Raw genomic sequence first — 22,483 nt, forward strand, 5'->3', positions numbered from 1 at the left:
GTGGAACGTCAGTTGCTAATACGCTTCAGAGAAATTGACTTTATAGATGGGTGAGGATAAAAATGAGCGGAAATCAGGATAAACGCTTTGTCATCTCTCAGGAAAATTGGTCCCTCCATCGCAAAGGGCACCAAGATCAACAGCGCCATATGGAAAAAGTAAAAGATGCAATAAAAAATAATTTACCAGATTTAATAAGCGAAGAAAGTATAGTTATGTCAAACGGTCGTGAGGTTATTAAAATTCCTATACGATCTCTGGATGAATATAAAATTCGCTATAACTACGATAAATCAAAACATGTTGGTCAAGGACAGGGAGATAGTCAGGTAGGTGATGTAGTAGCACGAGGTCCTAAACAAGGGGATAAAGGTAAAGGTGCAGGAAATGGTAAAGAAGCAGGTGACAAACCTGGTGAAGATTACTATGAGGCAGAAGTTAGTCTAGAAGAGATAGAGAATGCCTTATTTAAAGAGTTAGAGCTACCCAACTTAAAACAAAAAGAAATGGCAGATATCACAACCGAAAAAATTGAATTTAACGATATTCGAAGAAAAGGACTTATGGGTAATATCGATAAGAAGCGTACAATCTTAAATGCGATTAAACGTAATGCTATTAATGGAAAAGCAGAGATTACACCTATCCATAATGACGATTTAAGATTTAAGACGTGGGATGAAGTGACAAAACCTGAATCAAAGGCAGTAGTCCTTGCGATGATGGATACAAGTGCCTCGATGGGTAATTTTGAGAAGTATTGTGCAAGGAGCTTTTTCTTTTGGATGACAAGATTCTTGCGCTCTAAGTATGAAACGGTTGAAATTGAATTTATTGCTCATCATACAGAAGCAAAGGTAGTATCCGAAGAAGATTTCTTCTCTAAAGGGGAAAGTGGGGGAACACTTTGTTCTTCCGCCTATTTAAAAGCATTGGAACTTATTAAGCAAAAATATAATCCAGCTAGATATAATATTTATCCTGTACATTTTTCGGATGGAGAAAACATGTCAACGGATAATGAAAAGTGTTTGAATTTGGTCCAGGAATTAATGAAATTATCCAGTATGTTCGGGTACGGAGAAGTGAATCAACATAATCGTTTTTCTACATTAATGTATAACTATAAAAAAATCGAGGATCAGAAATTTCGTTACTATATATTGAGACATAAAAGTGACGTTTATGAAGCGTTAAAAAGCTTTTTCCAAAAAGTGGAGTCTTAAGTTAGAAACGGATGGTGCTAAGCGCTCATTCCCTAATAACACACACGGGGGGATTTAGATAAATGGAAAAAGAGCTTCACCAAGCGATTGATGAAATTACGGAAATTGCGACCGGGTTTGGTCTAGACTTTTACCCAATGCGTTATGAAATATGTCCTGCGGATATTATTTATACATTTGGAGCATACGGTATGCCTACTCGTTTTTCACATTGGAGTTTCGGTAAACAGTTTCACAAAATGAAGCTACAATACGATTTAGGTTTAAGCCAGATTTACGAGCTTGTTATTAACTCTAATCCTTGTTATGCATTCTTGCTCGATACGAATAAATTAACTCAAAATAAGCTGATTATCGCGCATGTATTGGCTCATTGTGACTTTTTTAAGAATAACGTTCGCTTCTCAAATACAAGGAGAGATATGGTCGAAAGTATGACAGCTACGGCTGAACGTATTGCCAACTATGAAATGCTCTACGGAAAGGATGAAGTAGAACAGTTTTTAGATGCTGTTTTAGCTATTCAAGAGCATATTGATCCATCTATACAACGACCTAAGCTGTTAACATATGAAAACGATATAGATGAAGATGAGGATGTTGCCCGTAAAACGCCTTATGATGATCTTTGGAGAATTGATGAAATAGTAAATGAACAGAAGACAATACGACAAAAAAAGAAACAGTTTCCGCCATATCCAGAAAAAGATTTATTGCTATTCATCGAGCAACATAGTCGTGAACTAGAAGAATGGCAACGAGATATATTAACGATGATGCGCGAAGAAATGCTCTATTTTTGGCCACAATTAGAAACGAAAATAATGAACGAAGGTTGGGCTTCTTACTGGCATCAACGTATTATGAGAGAGCTAAATTTAACAACGGATGAATCGATTGAATATGCGAAGTTAAATGCAGGAGTTGTCCAACCGTCTAAAACGACGATTAATCCATATTATCTTGGTTTAAAAATTTTTGAAGATATTGAGAAGAGATATGATAATCCAACTGAAGAGATGCAGAAATTAGGGATCAAAAAACACTCTGGTCGAGAGAAAATGTTTGAAGTACGGGAAGTCGAATCGGACATATCCTTTATCCGAAACTATTTAACCAAGGACTTAGCGAAGAAAGAGGATCTTTATTTATTTGAAAAAAAGGGCAATGAATATAAAATTACAGATAAAGATTATGAGCATGTACGCGATCAACTCGTATCCATGCGTGTGAACGGTGGATTCCCATATATTGTTGTGAAGGATGGAGATTACTTACGAAATGGAGAATTATATCTAGTTCATGGGTATGAAGGAATGGAACTAGATACACGCTATTTAGAAAATGTACTACAGTATATTTATCAGCTGTGGGGGCGCCCTGCTCATGTAGAAACGTATAGTGAAGAAAGGACGGTTCTCTATTCATTTGACGGGAAAAAGAATTCCCGGAGATTTTTGTGAAATTAAATATGAAATTAAAGAGCTCTTGAAATTGAAATATCTCGAACACCTTTCTGCCCAGTTTCATATGTATATAGAGGAAGGGGCGAATTAGATGGTTTCAACTGAAACAATTAATATTGAAGGTTCTATGTTCAAGGCTGTTACTGTAAGTTTACCTAAAACGACGTTGTTAACGATTTCGAATGACGTAGGTTATATTATGTGTGGTGCGTTAGATGTTGGACTTTTGAATACTAAATTAGCCGATCGTAAAATAATTGCTGGTCGAGCGGTTGGTGTGAAAACAATAGAACAATTGTTAAACGCGCCACTTGAGTCCGTTACCCTTGAAGCAGAGCAATTTGGCATTGTTAAAGGAATGATTGGGGCAGATGCATTGTTAAAAATGACTTAAATGCTGCTAACACTAAGAAATGAATAGTAGTAATGATCTTTAGTTAAGCTAGAAAACATTATAATAATTGAGCTAAAGGGTCAATCTCCATTACGTAAAGTAATAGGAGGTTGATCTTTTATTTTTATATGGCAAGTCATTGCTGCAAGCTTTCCTCATAATAATGGAGTTACAGGAAACAATAATATGAAAGCGAAAAGATTGAAAGGATGTATTATTGTGGACTTTTTTCATGCACAAGAAACGCTTACAGCAATTCAATGGATTCTTCGAGCAATTGTTGCTTTTCTTTTTTTACTCATTGCAGCAAAAGTTATGGGGCAACGTTCTATTTCTCAGTTAAGATTACTCGATTTTGCTATGGCAATCACTATAGGTAATATCATTGCCCATCCCTTGTCTGATGAAGGATTAGGGATGAAGGGTTCCATGATCACCATGTCATCTTTAGTTATTCTATATTCAGTATGCGTATACTTGAGCCTTAAATGGGTCCCATTTCGACATATTATAGATTCTTCCCCAATCCTACTCATAAAGAATGGACAAATTATTTCGAAGAACTTAACAAAGGCCAAGATTTCCGTCGATTTACTTTTATCTGAACTAAGGAAAGAAAAAATAGAAGATGTTCAAAAAGTTGCCCTTGCTTTATGGGAGCCGGATGGATCGATTTCAAGCTTTTTATATCCTCAATATCAAACACTAACCAGGGCGGACATGAAGATAGCACCTGAATCATTTTCTCTGCCTACTGTACTTATTAAAGAGGGTAAAATTGATTATTATGAGTTAAATAAAAAGGATATTAGTGAGGATTGGCTAAAAAGCGAAGTCACTTCAACGTATAACATAGATATTAAAGGTGTATTATTAGCGACAATTGACAAAAATGATAACTTGCAGGTTTTTCTATATTAGTAGAGGTTCACTTCTTTTAATTTAGGAATGCATTTTTTGGCCATGCATCTACAATAATGGATCGATCTTCATGTGAATGTACGGCAACCTAAAGTGTTATGCGAGCATCTGGAAGGTCAGAGGGATGACTATGAAGTAGCTTTCATTACATAACCACAAAACAAATACTTGATCTTTGCAAAACGGTGAATTCAGAACAGCTTAATATAATGAAAGGATGGATCATAGATATGAAAATATTCAATGGTCCTTTTTTGCGTGTAGGATTATTTAGAAAGTATCAGAATGCGTATGAAGTGAAAGACATAAAAGCAATTTCTATCGATAAATATTAAATGTCTTATCAAAAAAATATACTTGGATTATTAAAATTGCTGATATAAGGAAAACACTACGAAACAACGTGAAGGTAATTTTACCAATTGCTGAATATACATTTTAAGTATTTTCACAGATTCGGAAATACTTAAAATGTTAATAGAAACTGAAACTATAAAAGAGTCTGTGGCTGACATAGTAGAAAAAAATCCATTATCAAATCCTAATTTTGCTATATGTGACAATTTTGTGAATCTCGCTGTCGATAAAATTAGATAGAATTTTATTCAACTTCTAGTGGAAATCAGGTCTTTAAAGATAAATTATCGGAAAATTAAGGAGACACAGTTACTATTAAAAAAAATATAATTTAATATTATGTATAAAATATGGTAAATTTGGAATACAATAAGATGAGAAGGATGAAATGTTATTTAGGGGGAATATTGTGAATCTAATTACAAAAAAAGTAGTAGCAGTTGGAGTAAGTTGTGCATTATCTTTTTCTCTAGTTAGTAGTTTAAAAGTAGAAGCAAATACTAAATCTATCACTGCTAAATTACACTCGCTTAGTAAAAATTACCAAACACCTAAGATTGAAAAGACGGCAAATTATAGTGAGGACACAATTATTGTTAAATACTCGAGTCCGTTAAGCACAAGCGATCATCGCAAAGCTGGTGGAACGGTTGTGAATCAAATCAGCGGACTTAAATATGTGGCTATAAAGGTCAATAATAAGAAAAAGCTACAACAAACAATTCGAAATTATCAAAAAAATAGCAAAGTTGTTTCTGTAGGTCTCAGTCCAAAGTATAAGTCTACGGGTACAATAGATCCAAAAATAAGTGAGCAGTATATGCATAACTTATTAAAAACGGCGGATGCCCAAAAGCTAACTGGGAAGAATCAGGTAAAGGTAGCGGTTATCGATACGGGGATTGATCGTAATCATCCTGAATTAAAAGGATCCATTCTTTCAAGTACAAACACTATAAACCCAATGAATCCAACGACGGCTGACATACATGGAACGCATGTTGCTGGGATTATCGCTGCAAAAAAAGATAACGGTATCGGTGGTTACGGCTTAAATCCAAATGCAAAGATTCTATCTTATGATGTCTTTGACGGAGATCAATTTACATTAGATTATACGATTGCAAATGCAATTTTAAAAGCGGTGGATCAAGGAGCGAATGTTATTAACATGAGCTTAGGTGGGGGTGTTCCCTCTAGTGTTCTAGAAGCAGCTGTAGAAAAGGCGATTAGTAGTGGTGTTGTTGTCGTTGCAGCAGCAGGAAATCAAGGGTCCGATATGCCAGTTTATCCAGCTAAGTATGAAGGTGTAATTAGTGTAGGTTCTGTAAATAGCGATAAAAAGTTAAGTGAATTCTCATCATATGGTGCCTCTACTGACGTGGTAGCCCCTGGAGATAGTGTGTATGCTCCATATTATGACACACAAAAAGGATCGAGTTTTGCAAAGTTAAGTGGGACATCTATGGCTTCACCAGTAGTTGCTGGAACAGTAGCCTTGCTGTTATCCAAGCATCCAAACCTAAAACCGGTTGAAGTGGAGTATATTTTAGAAAAAACAGCGAAAGATTTAGGCGCAAAAGGATTTGATCATAAGTACGGGAATGGTCTCATTGACCCAGTTGCTGTGATGAAATATGATGTTAAAAAGATCCCTTCTTTAGTGAAAGAAACGTGGGGAGAAAAAGAAATTTTAAAGAACGCGGAGCAGCTTACGATTCCTGCGCAAGTAAAGCATTCATTTACAAAACCTTCAGAACAGAAGTGGGTTAAAATTCCTGTAGAAAAGGGTGAGTACATCCAAACGTCATTGGTTAGTGCAGCTCAGTATGATTATAAAATGAGTATTCATTTCTATGGGAATGGTCAAAAGCAATTAACGGATGTCAATGATGTGACAGAAGGAAAAACAGAAGGAAAGCTAATCCAAGCACCGTTTAGTGGAACAGTGGCAATTGGTGTAAAAGATGTGAATGGTAGTTTCGATGTTTCGGGTCAGAAGCAGTCAACCTTTACATTACAAGTAGACAAGATTGCTCAACTTCCTAAAGATGAGTCAACATTAGAAAAACCAATTAAAATAGAAAAATGGCCATTTAATCAAGAAAAGCTTTATATGACAGGGGAAAATGGTGATGATGACTACTTCCACTTCACATCAAAAGAAGCACAATTTATGAAGTTTGAAGTTACGGGGATACCGGGAGTGGATATAAGCGCCTCTGTTTATAATAAGGAACAGCTATTCCCTGCACCATCTGAGGAAGCAGGAATAGAACTTCCCGCAGAAGAAATGCCAGCATTATATACAAGTAATACGAACGGTTTTGGAGAAGGTGAAACACTATCGTTTCAAACTGAACCTGACAAAGAATATTATCTAAAAGTGACTAATAAAAGCTCATTATTTAATGGTAATATACTTCAAATGTTGTTTAGTTTAATGGGAGGCATAAAAGAAAGTAAACCTGCTGAGTCAGCTCTTCCGTATAGTGTTAGTCTTGTAGGAAAGACGATTCCAGCGGATGAAGATAACTATACTAGTATGAAAGAATCGTCAGGGGTTAATCAACTATTTATGAATATTACTCTGAACGAAGAGTCAGGGCAAAATGAACAAACACAGAATGAACAAACACAGGATGATTCAGAACGAATCGCCTTATTAGATTCAGTAGCTCTCCCTTACGAATTAGGTGGAACTATTCAGGGATACCTTCAAAATACGATGGATGACGATTGGTATAAATTAGATTCTTCTAGCGCTGGTATTTATCAATTCCAATTACCTACTCCAACGGAAAATATTCCAATTGTAGAAATATATGAGGTAGTGAAGGAAGAAGATGAAAATGGCAAGCCACAGCAAATATTATCTAATATTTCAGCTAATGTGGATTGGTTTTCAGAGGAATGGATAAAAGGTGAATTTGTAGCGAGTTTAAAAGCAAATAAAACGTATTATCTTGCCATTAAACCAAACTACGATACGTTCCAAATTCCGTATGATGGATATAAGGTGACATCTAAAGTTCTTGTTGAGAACCCTGCTGATAGCTATGAAGAAAATGACCGACCAGAGCAAGCAAAAAAACTACCTGATACTGGTGTTACGGCAAACTTCTCTACAGCAAATGATATTGATATGTACTATTTTACTGCAAAAGAGAACGCGGTATATGGAGGGAAATTCTCTCGTACGCCACTTACTTCCTCGCTTAAAGCGAAGTATCCAAAAGAGTTACTGAGCCCTTATTATGGGTACATGGAAATTACCGAGGATATCAATAAAAATCACAAAATAGATGAGGAGGAAATGGAATACAAATCATACCTATTAAAAAATACGGAAGATGGTACGACAACAGGCTCCTTTGCTGCGAAAAAAGGAAAATCGTATTTTGTTACTGTAACTAGTTCTGTTCAATCAGCATCAGGATTATCACTGTGGCCATATCAACTAAAGTTGGACTCTGTGAATAAAAAAGATGAGGATGCAAACTCCAAAGTAAAAAATAACAAACCATCTAAGCCAATCAAGCTACAGAAGAAGAGTAACAAATTATTTACTTCGCAAGCCTATTTTAATTCAGGGTACGAAAATGGCGATGAAGATTGGTTTATTTATGAACCAAAGAAAACAGAGCAAGTGACGTTGACACTTGATACAAGCCAAGAAATAGATGGAGCTATTGAAGTCTATCGTAATGGCAAAAGAGTAGCAAAATCCGATATATATGGAAAAGGTGATAAGGAAATTCTATTCTTAAAAATGACAAAAGGAACATACTATGTGAAAGTTCGAGATAGCGAAGGTCATGCTTCAATTGATCCGTATACATTATCATTGAAAGTAAAGTAAAAAAGGAAAAGGTGAATCAAAAAGTCGTTATTCAACGGCTTTTTGAAGTCACCTTTTTTCATTACTAGAGGGTTTTGACAGATGCTTGCCAACTTTCATATTGTTCTTTAGTTATCTGATGCTATCCCTAAAAATTCGATGAAGCTAGCCAACTGATAAAGAAAGGCGATATTTCACTCTGAGAGAATTGTTGCCTTTTTCTATCCACTAAAAATTACTTTCTACGAATGAAAAAAGGCTATATGCTAGGCATTAAGTCAGCCATATGTATTGAAAATTCGAAAGACTGTTCAGTATCATTAGATTTGATTACAATAAGTATAGTCATTGAATATATATAGAACTGGAATGGTGAACGAGCCTTGAAAACATTTAAAAAAGTCTATATCGAAATTACAAGCGTATGCAACCTTGCGTGTAGCTTTTGTCCGCCAACGAGTCGTAAGGCGAATATTATTAAGCTAGATGCGTTTAATAATATACTCGATCAGATTAGACCACATACGAAATATATTTACCTACATGTGAAAGGAGAACCTCTTTTACATAATAAGGTCGACCAATTACTTGATGCCGCTCATGCAAAAGGATTTAAGGTGAATATCACAACAAACGGAACACTGATCAAAAAGAATCGAGAGAAATTATTAGGAAAGCCTGCGCTACGCCAAATCAACTTCTCATTACATAGCTTTGACGGACATGAGGGATCAGAGAATCGTGAAAAATACTTAGGGGATATTCTAGAATTTGTGCGTGATGCTGCGGAGCAAAATATCATCATATCGTACCGATTATGGAATCTACAAAAAGATCAGGTTACAGATTTGGAAAAGAGAAGAAACCGTGAAACACTAGACATTTTAGAGAAGGAATACAACTTAGACTTTATGATTGAAGAAAAAGTACAGCCAGGAAAAGGCGTTAAAATTACGGATCGTGTTTATCTTAACCAAGATCATGAATTCCAATGGCCGAGTTTGCTAGCACCTGAGGATGAAGGAAAAGGCTTTTGTCATGCCCTTCGTAGTCAAGCAGCGATTCTTGTTGACGGTACTGTTGTTCCATGTTGCCTAGATGGAGAAGGCGTCATTAATCTAGGAAATATAAATAACACTTCATTCTCTGAAATCGTAGAGGGCGAGAGAGCCAATAATCTCTTTGACGGATTTACTAGAAGAGAAGCGGTTGAGGAATTATGCAGAAAGTGCGGTTTTAGACAGAAATTTGGGATGTAGAAGTAATTAGTTCTAACGAAGTTTATGTTAATATCGTGTTAGTAGTTCTAGCATCTCCTTGTGAGGTGCTTTTTGTTTGGAATCTAGGCTGAGTAAGTCAAAAAGACACTCGAATGAGTTAAAAGCCCCGCTGAATAGGTTAAATGAGAGCCCGAGTGAGTCAAAAGAAAGCCTGAGTAGATTAAAAGAAAGCGAATGAGTTAAAAGCCCCGCTGAATAGGTCAAATGAGAGCCCGAGTGAGTCAAATGAAAGCCCGAGTAGACTAAATGCTATAACGAATAAGTCGTGTTGTAAGACTAGTAAGAGAGATTTACGTCTGGTTCATTTATATATATTAAACATCGAATCTGGATAGTTACAATCACTTTCTATTTTCGAGAAAATATTGACAATTCCTAATGTTATGTGATTTGCTATAATAATATAAAAAAATAAACGGAATATAGAAGAAGTAGTTTAGAAGGAGAATTGATTATGACGCAAATTTTTTCAGATAGAGTATTACAAACAGATAGCTCGTTTATAAAGGAAATTTTGAATTTGACTGATGTAGAAGATATTATTTCATTTGCAGGAGGTTTACCTAATCCTATTTCTTTCCCAAAGAGTGAGTTTCAAGAATCAATTAATCGTGTTTTACAAGAATCTGGTGACAAGATATTCCAGTATTCTGGAACTCAAGGCTATTTACCATTAAGACAATGGATTGCAGATCGTTATAAAAAACGATTTGGTATGGATGTTACAGCGGACGATATTTTAATTACAACGGGTTCTCAACAAGGACTAGATTTGATGGGGAAAGCTTTGATTAATAAGGGAGATAAAGTGGCAGTTGAAAGTCCATGTTATCTTGCTGCTATCCAAACGTTTTCACTTTTTGAACCTGAATTTTTACCTATTAGCCTTGAAGATGATGGCTTAAATTTAGAAGAGCTTGAAGCAACTTTACAAAATAATGATGTGAAATTATTATATACTGTGCCAAATTTCCAAAATCCTACAGGTTTAACTTATTCAAAAGAGAAACGTGAGGCTATTTTTGAAATCATTAAGAAGACTAATACAGTTTTAATTGAAGATGATCCTTATGGTGAACTACGCTTTGAAGGAGAATCATTGCCTTACATCGCAGGTGGAAAAACGACGAATAGTGTCCTATTTGGTTCTTTCTCTAAAACGTTATCACCAGGTATGCGTATTGGTTTTTTATGTACAAAAAATAAAGAACTAATGGGCCATTTAACGAGTGCAAAACAAGCTTCTGATTTACATACGAATGTACTTGCTCAATATGCTATCTATGATTATTTAATGAATAATGATTACGATGCACACATTAACAATATTAAAGCGTTATATAAACTACAATGTGAAGCAATGATAGCGGCGATGGAAAAATATTTACCAGCTCATGTTAAGTTCACAAAACCAGAGGGCGGTATGTTTTTATGGGTAGATTTAGGTGAAGGAGTTTCTTCAGTTGAAGTCTTTAAACGAGCAACTGAGAAGAAAGTAGCCTTTGTTCCTGGTGATCCATTCTATACGAATATCAAAGATGTTAGAACTTTACGCCTTAATTATACAAATTCAGATCCAGAAACAATTGAAGAAGGTATTAAAAGACTAGCATCTGTTTTATAAATGAAACAAGAATGTTATTAGCCAAATAAAAGAAGGTAGAACCTCAGGAAAAAGACCTGGTTCTACCTTCTTTTTTATCTTCCCCCAAAAATATAGCTAGAAAAGTATGGCAAAAAACCATTGACAATTTGTGACGAAATTGTGTACAATAAATTAAGACACATTTTCGTCACAATTTAAATTAAGACATTTGTAAATTGGGGGATGCACAATGAACTTTTCAGATGTGATTTTAATCGCTATTGCATGTATGAGTATTCCGCTCGTCGTTGCTATTTTTACGGACATTTTCTATGCACAGAAGAAACAACGTCAATTTTCGTTACGACGTATGTCTTTATGGTATATTTTATTTTTTGGCATTTCTTTCATACCATCAATTTTTTTAGTTTTACCGAACTCATAATTTATTTCAAAGTCTTCCGATTGGAAGGCTTTTTTTTGTAACGGAATGAAGTGGCTAAGATGAATAGTGCGGAAGTCAATTCCATAAACTGTGTAGAACTGAATAAATGAAAACATAAAAAAGATGTCTATCCCCGAAAGTATAAACATCCTTCTTAATTTGAATTATGGGTTAACTTTCAACAGCAGATATTTTATATCCCTTGCTTGTTTTGACAACTGTGAAATATGTTTCAGCACCAGAATCTTCGTTTTCAGCGATTCGCAACGTACGGATCCAGTATTTTCCCTTGCCGTCATAATTAAACCATTCGATTTGAAAGCGATTTGGAACGTTTGAATTTCTTGTTGAAACGATTGGTATAGGATTTTGACCATCTTTATGTAATTCAATTTGGTTGTCATTTTTTTCGAAAGAAACGTCATCTGTAAATAGTTTTTGCAAAGCATCTACATCTTTGGTATTGATTGCATCCTCATATGAAGTAATTAATTTTGTAACAGCAGAATCTAACTTTGAAAGGTCGCTTTCATTTTCCAAAGGTTTTGAAGAATTTTCTAAGTTAGGATTTGCAGGTACAGATGCCATTTCTTTTTCAAGTGTTTCAAGTTGTTGTTTAAGCGTTTGATTTTCTTTTTGTAGTGCATCGACTTTCTTTTCTAAAGCTTCTGTATCATTTCCACAACTTGCTAGTAATACTGCCCCTAATACAATAGGAATCCATTTCATTTTCACTAAAAAACCCCTTTTCATAATTAATAATAATGTAAACGTAGTTGCTCTTTTGTGAAGTTACGATATGTTTGTTTTATTCATTTTGATAAGGTATTGCAATGTATAACTCAAATTACGCCGGGATAATTAAATTTTACATAATATTACCATAAAATATTTGGAATTCCACCTTTAATCTGTAATACTTATAATAGAACAATTAAATGGGTTTTAGTTTATCTCTTGATTAATTGGTAGAAAAGGGGTTAATTAATGAAGAAATTTGTAATGTGGCTTTGTTTGTTAGTTTTTTTAGTAGCTTGTTCCAAGCAAGAAAATCCAGCGGCTAAGACGGGTGTGAATGATGACATGTTAGGACAATGGCGAGGAAATATTGAAATTCCGCAAGCACCATTAGAAATTATTTTATCTCTCAAAGAGAAAAGTGGTACATTATCTGTGCCTGCACAAGGGTTAAAGGACTATCCATTTAAAGAAGTTTCATATGATGGCGATAAAGTTTTGGTTACAATCAATTTACAAGGCTCGAATATCGTAATAGAAGGTAAGTTACAAGATAAATTAATAAAAGGTACGTTTAAGCAAAATGGTAATGCAATACCTTTTGAATTATCCCGATACAAAGAAGAGAAGGTAAGTTATACACCTATTACAATCCCAGTCAATGATGGTAATCTAAAAGTTGCCTTGCAACGCCCTGAAAAGGAAGGTATATATCCGTTGGCAATTATAATAGCAGGTTCTGGTCCAACTGATAAAGATGGAAATACTATTGGTGCTGGTAAAAATAATAGTTTGAAAATGCTAGCTGAAGACCTAGCTAAACAGGGGATTGCATCTATTCGTTATGATAAAAGGGGAATTGGCGATAATACATCATTAGCTACAAAAGAAGAAGATGTATCAATAGAACAATTTGTAGAAGATGTTAGCCAGGTTATTAAATACGCAAGATCAGAAAAAAAATTTAAAAGCATTCATATTATTGGGCATAGTGAGGGTTCTTTAATAGGCATGTTAGCAGCACAGGATAGTGACATTGCTTCATTTACTTCGCTAGCAGGTGCAGGACGGCCAGCTGATGTAATACTGTTAGAACAATTAGAGGGTAAATTAACATCGGATTTAAAAAAAGAAACCATCGAAATCTTAGCATCATTAAAAGAAGGAAAACCTGTGTCAACGATATCATCAGAATTACAATCATTATTTAGACCTTCTGTTCAGCCATACCTTATGTCATGGTTTAAATATGACCCAGCGAAGAGCATTCAAAAAGTAACAGCACCTGTTTTAATCCTACAAGGAGCTCATGATATTCAAGTGTCAGTAAATGATGCGAGAATATTAAAGGCGCATAAAGAAAAGGCTAAAATAGTGATTGTGGATAAGATGAATCATGTTCTAAAAGATGCACCAGAGGACATAAAAGGGAATATGGCTACTTATTCAGATCCTACACTTCCACTATCTACAGTATTAGTTGAGACAATTAAAGGATTTATAAAGGAATAGATATTTAGCGGCAATGGTATGATGTAAGACTTTGCAGAAGTAATTGCATTTGTGGGGATTTTAACAATACATTTGTATTATTAAGATAGTAAAACATAATATAAAAAGACTGAACGCTGCGAACGTTCAGTCTAATGACTAGTGACCGCAGAAAAAGCGGTTGGTCCGAGGTCAGAAATAACCGTCAAACCTTATGTGGAGGGGACGGTTATTTCTTTTTTAAAAGAAAAAAGAGTATCGACAACAAAACGGAAATGAAAGCTATCCATCCAACAGAGAGTTGAATTAATAGACTCATTATTTCGTAAGTAGTCAATAGTATCACCTCCAATTCATTGGAAGTGACCAACCGCCCGACCTGCATAACTAGTTATCTTTATTTTACCAGATAAGGAATTTGTGTTCTAATATTTCCCTTAAATATATATGCGATGGTATAATTTAGGTGTATAGGTGCAGCGAATTTACAATTCTAATGTGACAGATGATTTCTTAAGATATATAAAATGAATGACAAGTGAAACTAAATGATGTAAATAAATTAGAATTTATCTATGTTTTATACGAACGAGCAAATAAATCATTCAAAATAGGTATAAAAGGTTACTGAGTTAAAATTCTACTTCTTTAAATGGAGGGATATAAAATGAAAAAAGTGTTAGTAACAGCATCTATATTATTGATGGCTACGCTCCCGGCATCAACAAGTGCACAAAGCATTCTAGCCAAGCCAATTCAATATGGTCAAGGGATTGCCCAGAATAAAGTAAAAGCTGCTCCAGGTACAATAGGTCAAATAACAAATTTCGTACATGATAAGACTGGTAAATTTATTACAGTAAAAGGTCATGGGCTTGCTACGACTGATCAAAGTGAAATAATTCTATCAATTACCAAAAGTACAAAAATCACTGATTCCAAAGGCAAAAAAGTATCATTAAAAAAGATTATCGATGAAAAGAAAACTGTTAAGGCATTTTATGATCCTAAAATTACGAAGAGCCTTCCAGCGCGTGGAAAAGCACTAAAGCTTGTCATTCAAGATCAGAACTTTACAGGAATTAACGGCACAGTATCTGAAGTGAAAAAAAGTGGGATTGTCGTTGAGGGGACAGATATCTATACTTCGAACAAAGATACGATTGTTTTACATTTCGCTGATAAAGCTCAGATTTTAGACCAGAATGGAAAAGCAATCAAAGTAAGTGCCATCCAACCAGGCATGACTGTCAAAGCATTCTATGGTCCAGCTGTTACGATGAGTATTCCGGCTCAATCAACAACTGACTATGTCGTGGTTAACTTGGCAACTGAAGAAGAGGTTCAAAAGGAAGCTGTAGGAACAAACGGCATTATTACGAATGTAGCAAATAACAAGTTCACCGTAATCGGGGATCCGATGAAAAAGGGCGGAGTAAATCATGTAATGCTATCGGTGGATGAGAATACCCAAATTGTCAACCAATCAGGTAACGTACTAACGTTAGAAGCGTTGAAGGCTGATGTTCGTGTGGATGCCTATTACGGTGAAATAATGACAATGATCTACCCAGCTCAAACACATGCCGATAAAATTGTTGTGAAAGAAATAGAATACAATAAAGTTGAGGGTACAATTGTTGAATCGAATAGGACGACGAAAGGGCAAGTGTATGTCAATGTTGGATCTGATCAATCCACAGACAACGATGTAATTCTGAACATCTTGAAAGATACAAAAGTAATCCCGATGTTGGGTGGGGAAACGGAATTAAAGCCAGGTATGAAAATTTCTGCATACCATTCACCATTAATGACGAAATCGTTACCAGGAATCACAAATGCTGAGATTGTGATTGTAACTTTTGATAACAAAGTATTGTCTCCTAAATAATAGAACATTACTATTATATAAATAAGGCAATACAACCCATTTCTTGAAAATTAATTGACAGAATTGTATAATAGGGATAGAAAAGCATAACATAAAAAGACCGAACGCTGCGAACGTTCAGTTTATTGACTAGTAACCACAGAAAAAGTGGTTGGTCCGAGGTCAGAGATAACCGTCAAACCTTTTGTGGAGGGGACGGTTATTTTTTTTGAAAAAAGAATGTCGATAACGACTAAGTGGAAGTGGAATCGATAGGCAAGTAGATATCTAACATGAATACGATAGTGTATTTACATATTAAATCGAGCCTCTCTAAGTGGCTCGATTTTTTTATGAAAATAGTGACCTAATTATCTTGAGAAAAGAATAATTTGTGAACATTTTAATGAACCATTGATTATTTGGTACTTTTTGCTATATGTTAATCATGAGCGGTATAGACCATGGAATTAGAAATGAGTAGTATTAATATACTACTCGTTTAATTCGTGGGAATAGTAGAAAATGCATTATAAATGTGAATAAGATTTTATTAATCGAAATGTCGCTGTAGATTGTGAAAACATTAAGTACAAAGGGGATATATATGTTTGGTAAAACGAAAGGTCATTATCAATATTTTTCATCTACACCTGGTTCAGATATTATTTCCAATGAACGTTTTCAGGAAAAACTGAACTTTTTAGGATTATCACAAGTGGGTAGGGGATCTGTCGCTGAGTTAAAGGATATATACGAGAAGAACCACGAAATGATTTTAGACAAGTTTTACAATCGTTTAATGCAAATTGATGAGTTTAAAGAAGTAATCGACCAATATTCATCTGTAGATAAACTGAAAAAATTAATTCATAAGCATTTTATGAGCATTTTCCAAGATGAATTGGATTTGAATTATATTTTCCGTAGAAGGAAAATTGCTTATACCCATGCCAAAATAGGTGTATTACCTAACTGGATGATTTCAGCATACACACTTATCAATCAATTTATTATTCCTCTAATTGTTGAGGCATTCCCAAAAGACCGTAAGAAAATGCTAGATGTGTTACTTGCTTACGATAGTATTGTTACGATTGATCAACAGCTTATTGTTGAAACTTATATAGAAATACAAGCTGGATCCATTGTAAATGGGTTGGGTGAAATTATTAAATATAATGTGCAATTAGATCAGATTAAAAACTTAATTCAATTCCAAGAAAGACAGGAGTTAGACGTTTTGTCGGCGAACGCTTCTATGGAGCAATTAGATGCGAGTGTTGATGAAATTGCAGCATCCGTAGGAGAAGTTTCAATGCATACTCAATCTTCATTGGAAGAATTACATAATGGTATTGATGCCTTACAAAATGTAACGCAATTATTGAAAACGACAGACGAAGGGCAGCATCAGGTGCAGGATAATGTTACTGAGCTAGTTGATCGTGTGAAAAGTGTCTCTCAATTAATGGAATTCATTAAAGGGATTGCAGAACAAACAAATTTATTAGCGTTAAATGCGTCAATTGAAGCTGCTCGTGCTGGAGAATCCGGCAAAGGTTTTGCTGTTGTTGCAGAAGAGGTTCGTAAACTAGCAGACAATACTAAATCGTCTGTTCTATCGATTCATAATGATATTCAGAAGCTCTTAGAAATCACGAATAATATTGATACACTTACGAAGAAGTCAGCAGAGGATCTGCACCGTGGTGTAAATGATACAGCGAATATCTCTACGGCTTTAGCAGATTTAAACGTTGCATTACAACAACAGGGGATGCATTTTAAGGAAATTGCAAGTACTACACATCAACAGGCATCCGCTGCAAATGATATTACAATTCGTAATAAGAACATTGCCGAAAATTCAAGCCGTAGTAAAGATATTTCTTATAAAACTGGTCAGGAAATATACGAGTTAAGCAAAATGATTAATCGATATCGTACAGAAACCATTTCAAAAAACTTTATTATTAGTCAAGAAGACATAATTGAATTAACTATTACAGACCATTTACTATGGCGTTGGAGAATTTATAATTTAATGCTCGGCTTTGAACAAATGAGTGAAAATGATATTTCATCACACAATGATTCTCGTCTTGGCGTATGGTATCACGGCAAAGGGAAAGAATTGTTAGGTACAGAACCTGCTTATAAAGAGTTGGAAAAGCCTCATGCGCTAGTACATGAAGTTGCCAAAAAAGCAGTACATGCATATAACAATGGTAACCAAGCACTTGCTGAAGAATACTTAATAGAACTGACTGAACTTTCACAAATAGTCATTGGTAAACTAACAACGCTAAAACAAATAATAGTGAACAGTAAAAAGCAATATATTCATTAACAATATGAGGGCTGATTAAGTTAATCTCTAATGAAGAGTTAATTTAATCGGCTTTTTTACTTTCTAGCAACTTGTTAGTAAGAAGTAATCTATTGGAATGCTTTTCTTTTAGTAAAACTAATTGGACATTATATTCAAGGGATTAGTTTGGGAAAAGCAAATTATTAAAATTATTATGGTGTGAATGGACTTAATTAATTGAATAGTAGGCAGAAAAATAGCGTTAAAAAAATAGACAATTCCATAGATAGAATGTTCGATTTTTTCTAAAATGGAATCTTACATATCCCTGTCAGTACTGAATTAGTAGAGAAATTAAAGTCTCTTAAATTTAACGTTTTTGTTCACAAAAAGAATGGATTATATGCTATAGTTAGGCTAATCACGATTGTTTAAATATGGTATTTGTATATGGTGATTCCCCTGTCTTGTAATGAGCAAATTTTATATTAAGTTATTGTGATATAAGATTGTAATCGAATTTTAATATTTCCTTGCAACCTAATCCTTTATAATTTGTCCTGTTAAATAGAAAGTATGAAATGAGTGAAAAGGTTGTCAGATATACTGTATTACCTACTTGAAATGATCCCTGTTATGATTATAGCGATTCCTTTTGTTGTTTATTTACGATTTAAGTCTCGCAAAAGAAAAGGGAATCCACCGACCAATAGGTGGCATGAAATAGGATTATTATTCTTTTCTGTGTATGTAATTGGTCTGTTCTATGAAACAATCGCACCTAGAAATGGCATGAGTCTACAGAATTTTCAAATGCGTTTTCAAGAGGATATAATTTTAGGTGTGAATTTAAAGTTGTTCCAAGTGTTTACTGACGTGTATAACGCCATTCATTATTTAGATTTATGGCAACCATTTTTCATTAACTTTCTAGGTAATATAGCCATCTTCATGCCAATTGGATTTTTACTACCCTTGTTATGGCGCAAGATGGAGATGTTCCCATATGTTTTTATCACAGCATTGAGCTTATCTTTCTTTATCGAAACAATGCAACTACCACAAATGCGTAGTACTGATGTAGATGATCTTTGGTTAAATACATTGGGCGCGGTATTAGGCTATCTTGTATACAAAGGGATTAAAAAGTGGATGCCACTTATCGGGTCAAAATGTAAACAAATTGTTTGATTTACGAACTTTCGGGTATGGGTAATAAAGCAATTTATGTAAGGGGTTTTTTAAATGATTGAACAAAGAGAACAATTATTGGAAGATAGTAAAAAGATGCATATCATAGATGATTTAATGGCTTTAGGTGTTTTTAAAGTAAATGATAAACAGCTTTATCAAGTATCTATTGAGGAGCTTGTGGAAGAATATCAAAAGCATTGTCAATAAAAGATTGCTACTTTGTGGCAGTCTTTTTTCAATTTTGTGAGGAAATAGTACAATAATCACGAATGTTAGGCGATAAAATGACTTTGTCATTAGGGACAAACATTGGAGAAATTGAGAAAATAGCGTATAATTACTATGTGATTTTTAATTTATTAAGCAAACTAAAGTATGTAAAAATATAAGACTGAATGTAACGAGATAGGAGAGTTTAAATATATGTGTGGATTTACAGGATTTATAGGTGAGGTTTCAAACCCTGACGTAGTGTTAGAGAATATGATGAACCAAATTATTCACCGTGGACCAGACTCTGCAGGTACTTATACAGATGGCGAGGCTGCACTTGGTTTCCGTCGTTTAAGTATCATTGACTTAGAAAATGGTAGCCAGCCTTTATATAATGAAGACCAATCGTTAGTATTGATCTTTAATGGTGAAATTTATAACTATCAAGATATCCGTAAAGATTTAGTAGAAAAAGGTCATACATTTAAAACTGAAACAGATAGTGAAGTTTTAATTCATGGTTATGAAGAATACGGTACTAAATTAGTAACAAAACTACGTGGTATGTTCGCATTCGTTATTTGGGATCGCAACAAAAAACGATTATTTGCCGCGCGCGATATGTTCGGTATTAAACCTTTCTATTATGGTCATATGAACGGTACTTTAATGTTCGGTTCAGAAATTAAAACATTCTTACCACATCCACATTTCGATAAAGTATTAAATGAAAAAGCGTTGAAACCTTATTTAACATTCCAATTCCCAGTGTTAAATGAAACATTCTTTAAAGGTGTATTCAAATTGCCAGCTGCTCACTATATGACGTACGAAAACGGTAAAGTGACTACTACTCGCTACTGGGAACCAAAATTCAACCCTGAAGAGCGTCCACTTGATGAAATCGTTGAAGAAATCGATAGTGTTGTACGTGATTCGATTAAAGCTCATAAAATCTCGGATGTTAAAGTGGGTTCATTCCTATCTAGTGGTGTTGACTCAAGTTATGTAGCTTCTGTGTTAAAACCAGATAAAACATTCTCAGTTGGCTTTAGCGCTCAAAACTTCTCTGAGATTGACAATGCAAAAGAACTTTCTAAAGAGCTTGGTATTGAAAATATCAATGAAGTGCTTGATCCAGATGAATGCTTTAACAAAATTGAGGATATTCAATATATCATGGATGAACCTCATTCAAACCCATCTATTGTACCACTTTACTTCTTGGCAGAACTTGCACGTAAACATGTAACAGTTGTGTTATCTGGTGAAGGTGCCGATGAATTATTCGGTGGTTATGAAGAGTACGATGAATCAGCATCTATGAAAAAATATAAAAAAGTACCGGGCTTCATCCGTCGTCCAGTATCAGGAATAGCCAAAAAGCTTCCAGAAGTAAGAGGTAAACACTTCTTGATGAAAGGTGGCTTACCAGTAGAAGAAACGTTTATTGGACAAGCTCATATTTTCGAAGAGCAAGAGGCAACTGATATTTTAACAGCTAAATATAACGATGCACCGACAGTCAAAGATATCGTTATGCCTATTTATAAAAAAGCTGCTGGTGAAGACGATTTAACGAAAAAACAAATCTTAGACTTAAACTTATGGTTAGTCGACGATATTTTATTAAAAGCGGATAAAATGAGTATGGCGCACTCAATTGAATTGCGCGTACCATTCCTTGATAAAGAAGTAATGAAAGTTGCTTCGAAAGTACCGGCTCGCTACCGTATTAATGATAAAGATACGAAGTATGCATTCCGAGTAGCTTCTAAACGTGCATTGCCAGAAGCATGGGCTAACCGTAAAAAAATCGGTTTCCCAGTACCAATTCGTTTATGGATACAAGAAGAGAAATACTTCAACAAGATTAAAGAATCATTTGAATCTCCAGAAGCAGCACAATTCTTTGACCAACAAGCAATCGTAAAATTATTAACAGACCACTATGAAGGCAAAGCGAAAAATCAACGTAAAATCTGGACAATTTATATGTTCTTAGTTTGGTACAAAAAATATTTTAGCTAAAAACAAGTGACAAGTAGAAGGGATCATCAGCATTGGATAAGAGAGGTAAAATGCCAATGAGGCTGCTCCTCTTTTGCTTTGTAATGCTGGTAGCGGTGAGCGGTTGCAGTAGCATTTCCCCAGCAAAAGAAAAGCAGCAAAATGAGGGCATAAAAGTACTCATTGTTGAATTCGGTAGCCGCACACCGGTACCAGATATGAAAGTGACCGTCCGAGATATGGAGACGGATGAGGATGTAACGACAGCAACTGGGGACATAGAAGGTGAAGCTATCGTTTCTGACTTACAAGAAGGGCATCAATATTTGTTTGTCACTTCATCGATTTATACAGATGAAAGTGAAGAAACAAAAAGCGTCGGTAAAGTTGTAACAATTGAAAAAGATATGGGCTATGTAGTTTTGGAGACATATTTTGAGCGTGAGGCACAGCAATTAGATGTGCCGATTATAATGCAAAATCCTGAACTACCCCATGGCTGTGAAATTACAGCTTTAACAGCAGCACTTAATTATTATGGGCTAAATCTATCAAAAACAGATATGGCTAAAAACTACTTACCAAAACAAGAGATTGTTAAAAAAGGTAATAAACGAATAGGTCCCGATCCAGCGAAAGCATATGCGGGTGACCCATTTAACAAACATACAGGTACATATGTCTTTGCACCAGTTATTGAAAAGGCAGCTAAGAAAATAGCCAAAGATAAAGACGTATCATTGCAAGTAGAAAATGTAAGCGGTCAAAGTTCAAAGGAAATAATTTCGCTCGTACAAGAGGGAATACCTGTTGTAGTTTGGGTTACACTTGATTTATCCAAGCCTACTTTCAAAGAGGGCTGGTGGATTAAGGGAACAAATAACAAGCTGGATATGTATCGTAATCTTCATGCTGTAGTCCTAATTGGGCATATAGATGATAAAGTAATTGTGATGGATCCGTTACATGGCTATGTTTCTCACGATGAAACTAGCTTCTTCAAAAGCTACAAGAAACTCGGATCACAAGCTGTTGCAATTCGGAAGTAATCATCACAGGGGGATTGTCCTCTGTGATTTTTTGATAAGGGTACATAAGTCGTATATGAAGATTCGAAAAGAATTTGCGAAATATG

The 22,483-nt window shown here is 34.9% G+C and carries 16 protein-coding genes; 15 read left to right on the forward strand and 1 reads right to left on the reverse strand.

What is annotated here, in order from left to right; translation table 11 throughout:
- The first annotated feature begins 62 nt into the window (after positions 1–62).
- The 8 genes from yhbH (at position 63) to ACZLO7_RS03565 (ending at position 11,515) form a co-directional block, all read left to right on the forward strand.
- Positions 63–1,226: a sporulation protein YhbH gene (gene yhbH, locus ACZLO7_RS03530; protein WP_464939219.1), complete on the forward strand. Its 1,164-nt coding sequence runs from the start codon at positions 63–65 to the stop codon at positions 1,224–1,226.
- 62 nt (positions 1,227–1,288) lie between these two features.
- Positions 1,289–2,689, forward strand: a complete 1,401-nt coding sequence (locus ACZLO7_RS03535) for a SpoVR family protein (RefSeq protein ID WP_464939218.1) — start codon at positions 1,289–1,291, stop codon at positions 2,687–2,689.
- 94 nt (positions 2,690–2,783) lie between these two features.
- Positions 2,784–3,086: a YunC family protein gene (locus ACZLO7_RS03540; protein WP_427749997.1), complete on the forward strand. Its 303-nt coding sequence runs from the start codon at positions 2,784–2,786 to the stop codon at positions 3,084–3,086.
- Positions 3,087–3,305: 219 nt separating this feature from the next.
- Entirely contained in the window at positions 3,306–4,007 is a 702-nt protein-coding gene (locus tag ACZLO7_RS03545) for a DUF421 domain-containing protein (RefSeq protein ID WP_464939263.1), read from the forward strand.
- A gap of 766 nt (positions 4,008–4,773) precedes the next feature.
- The gene (locus tag ACZLO7_RS03550) at positions 4,774–8,226 is read left to right on the forward strand and encodes a S8 family peptidase (RefSeq protein WP_464939217.1); all 3,453 of its coding nucleotides are present in this window, start codon (positions 4,774–4,776) and stop codon (positions 8,224–8,226) included.
- 362 nt (positions 8,227–8,588) lie between these two features.
- Positions 8,589–9,464 (forward strand): radical SAM/SPASM domain-containing protein, encoded by an 876-nt coding sequence (locus ACZLO7_RS03555; protein WP_464939216.1) that lies wholly within the window; start codon positions 8,589–8,591, stop codon positions 9,462–9,464.
- A gap of 475 nt (positions 9,465–9,939) precedes the next feature.
- Complete coding sequence (locus ACZLO7_RS03560) at positions 9,940–11,109, forward strand: aminotransferase-like domain-containing protein (protein ID WP_464939215.1); 1,170 nt, start codon at positions 9,940–9,942, stop codon at positions 11,107–11,109.
- Between the two features lie 211 nt (positions 11,110–11,320).
- Positions 11,321–11,515, forward strand: coding sequence for a hypothetical protein (locus ACZLO7_RS03565; RefSeq protein ID WP_427749987.1), 195 nt, complete (start codon positions 11,321–11,323; stop codon positions 11,513–11,515).
- A gap of 171 nt (positions 11,516–11,686) precedes the next feature.
- On the opposite strand, the gene ACZLO7_RS03570 is transcribed toward ACZLO7_RS03565, so the two are convergent.
- The gene (locus ACZLO7_RS03570; RefSeq protein WP_464939214.1) at positions 11,687–12,250 is read right to left on the reverse strand and encodes a hypothetical protein; all 564 of its coding nucleotides are present in this window, start codon (positions 12,248–12,250) and stop codon (positions 11,687–11,689) included.
- Positions 12,251–12,502: 252 nt separating this feature from the next.
- Between ACZLO7_RS03570 and ACZLO7_RS03575 the strand changes: the two genes are divergently transcribed.
- From ACZLO7_RS03575 to ACZLO7_RS03605, 7 genes are all read left to right on the forward strand, one after another.
- Complete coding sequence (locus tag ACZLO7_RS03575) at positions 12,503–13,765, forward strand: alpha/beta hydrolase (protein WP_464939213.1); 1,263 nt, start codon at positions 12,503–12,505, stop codon at positions 13,763–13,765.
- 646 nt (positions 13,766–14,411) lie between these two features.
- Positions 14,412–15,638 carry a peptidase gene (locus tag ACZLO7_RS03580; protein ID WP_464939212.1) on the forward strand — a complete coding sequence of 409 codons (1,227 nt, stop codon included), beginning with the start codon at positions 14,412–14,414 and terminating at the stop codon, positions 15,636–15,638.
- A gap of 586 nt (positions 15,639–16,224) precedes the next feature.
- Complete coding sequence (locus tag ACZLO7_RS03585) at positions 16,225–17,970, forward strand: methyl-accepting chemotaxis protein (protein WP_464939211.1); 1,746 nt, start codon at positions 16,225–16,227, stop codon at positions 17,968–17,970.
- A 555-nt stretch (positions 17,971–18,525) separates the two neighbouring features.
- Positions 18,526–19,122 carry a VanZ family protein gene (locus ACZLO7_RS03590; protein ID WP_464939210.1) on the forward strand — a complete coding sequence of 199 codons (597 nt, stop codon included), beginning with the start codon at positions 18,526–18,528 and terminating at the stop codon, positions 19,120–19,122.
- A gap of 54 nt (positions 19,123–19,176) precedes the next feature.
- The gene (locus tag ACZLO7_RS03595) at positions 19,177–19,332 is read left to right on the forward strand and encodes a Fur-regulated basic protein FbpA (RefSeq protein ID WP_464939209.1); all 156 of its coding nucleotides are present in this window, start codon (positions 19,177–19,179) and stop codon (positions 19,330–19,332) included.
- A gap of 216 nt (positions 19,333–19,548) precedes the next feature.
- A complete protein-coding gene (gene asnB, locus ACZLO7_RS03600; RefSeq protein WP_464939208.1) occupies positions 19,549–21,369 on the forward strand; it encodes an asparagine synthase (glutamine-hydrolyzing) in 1,821 nt (606 codons plus the stop codon).
- 32 nt (positions 21,370–21,401) lie between these two features.
- Positions 21,402–22,397, forward strand: a complete 996-nt coding sequence (locus tag ACZLO7_RS03605; RefSeq protein ID WP_464939207.1) for a C39 family peptidase — start codon at positions 21,402–21,404, stop codon at positions 22,395–22,397.
- Positions 22,398–22,483 lie beyond the last annotated feature (86 nt).

This window comes from Viridibacillus sp. d25.2 (assembly GCF_055456015.2).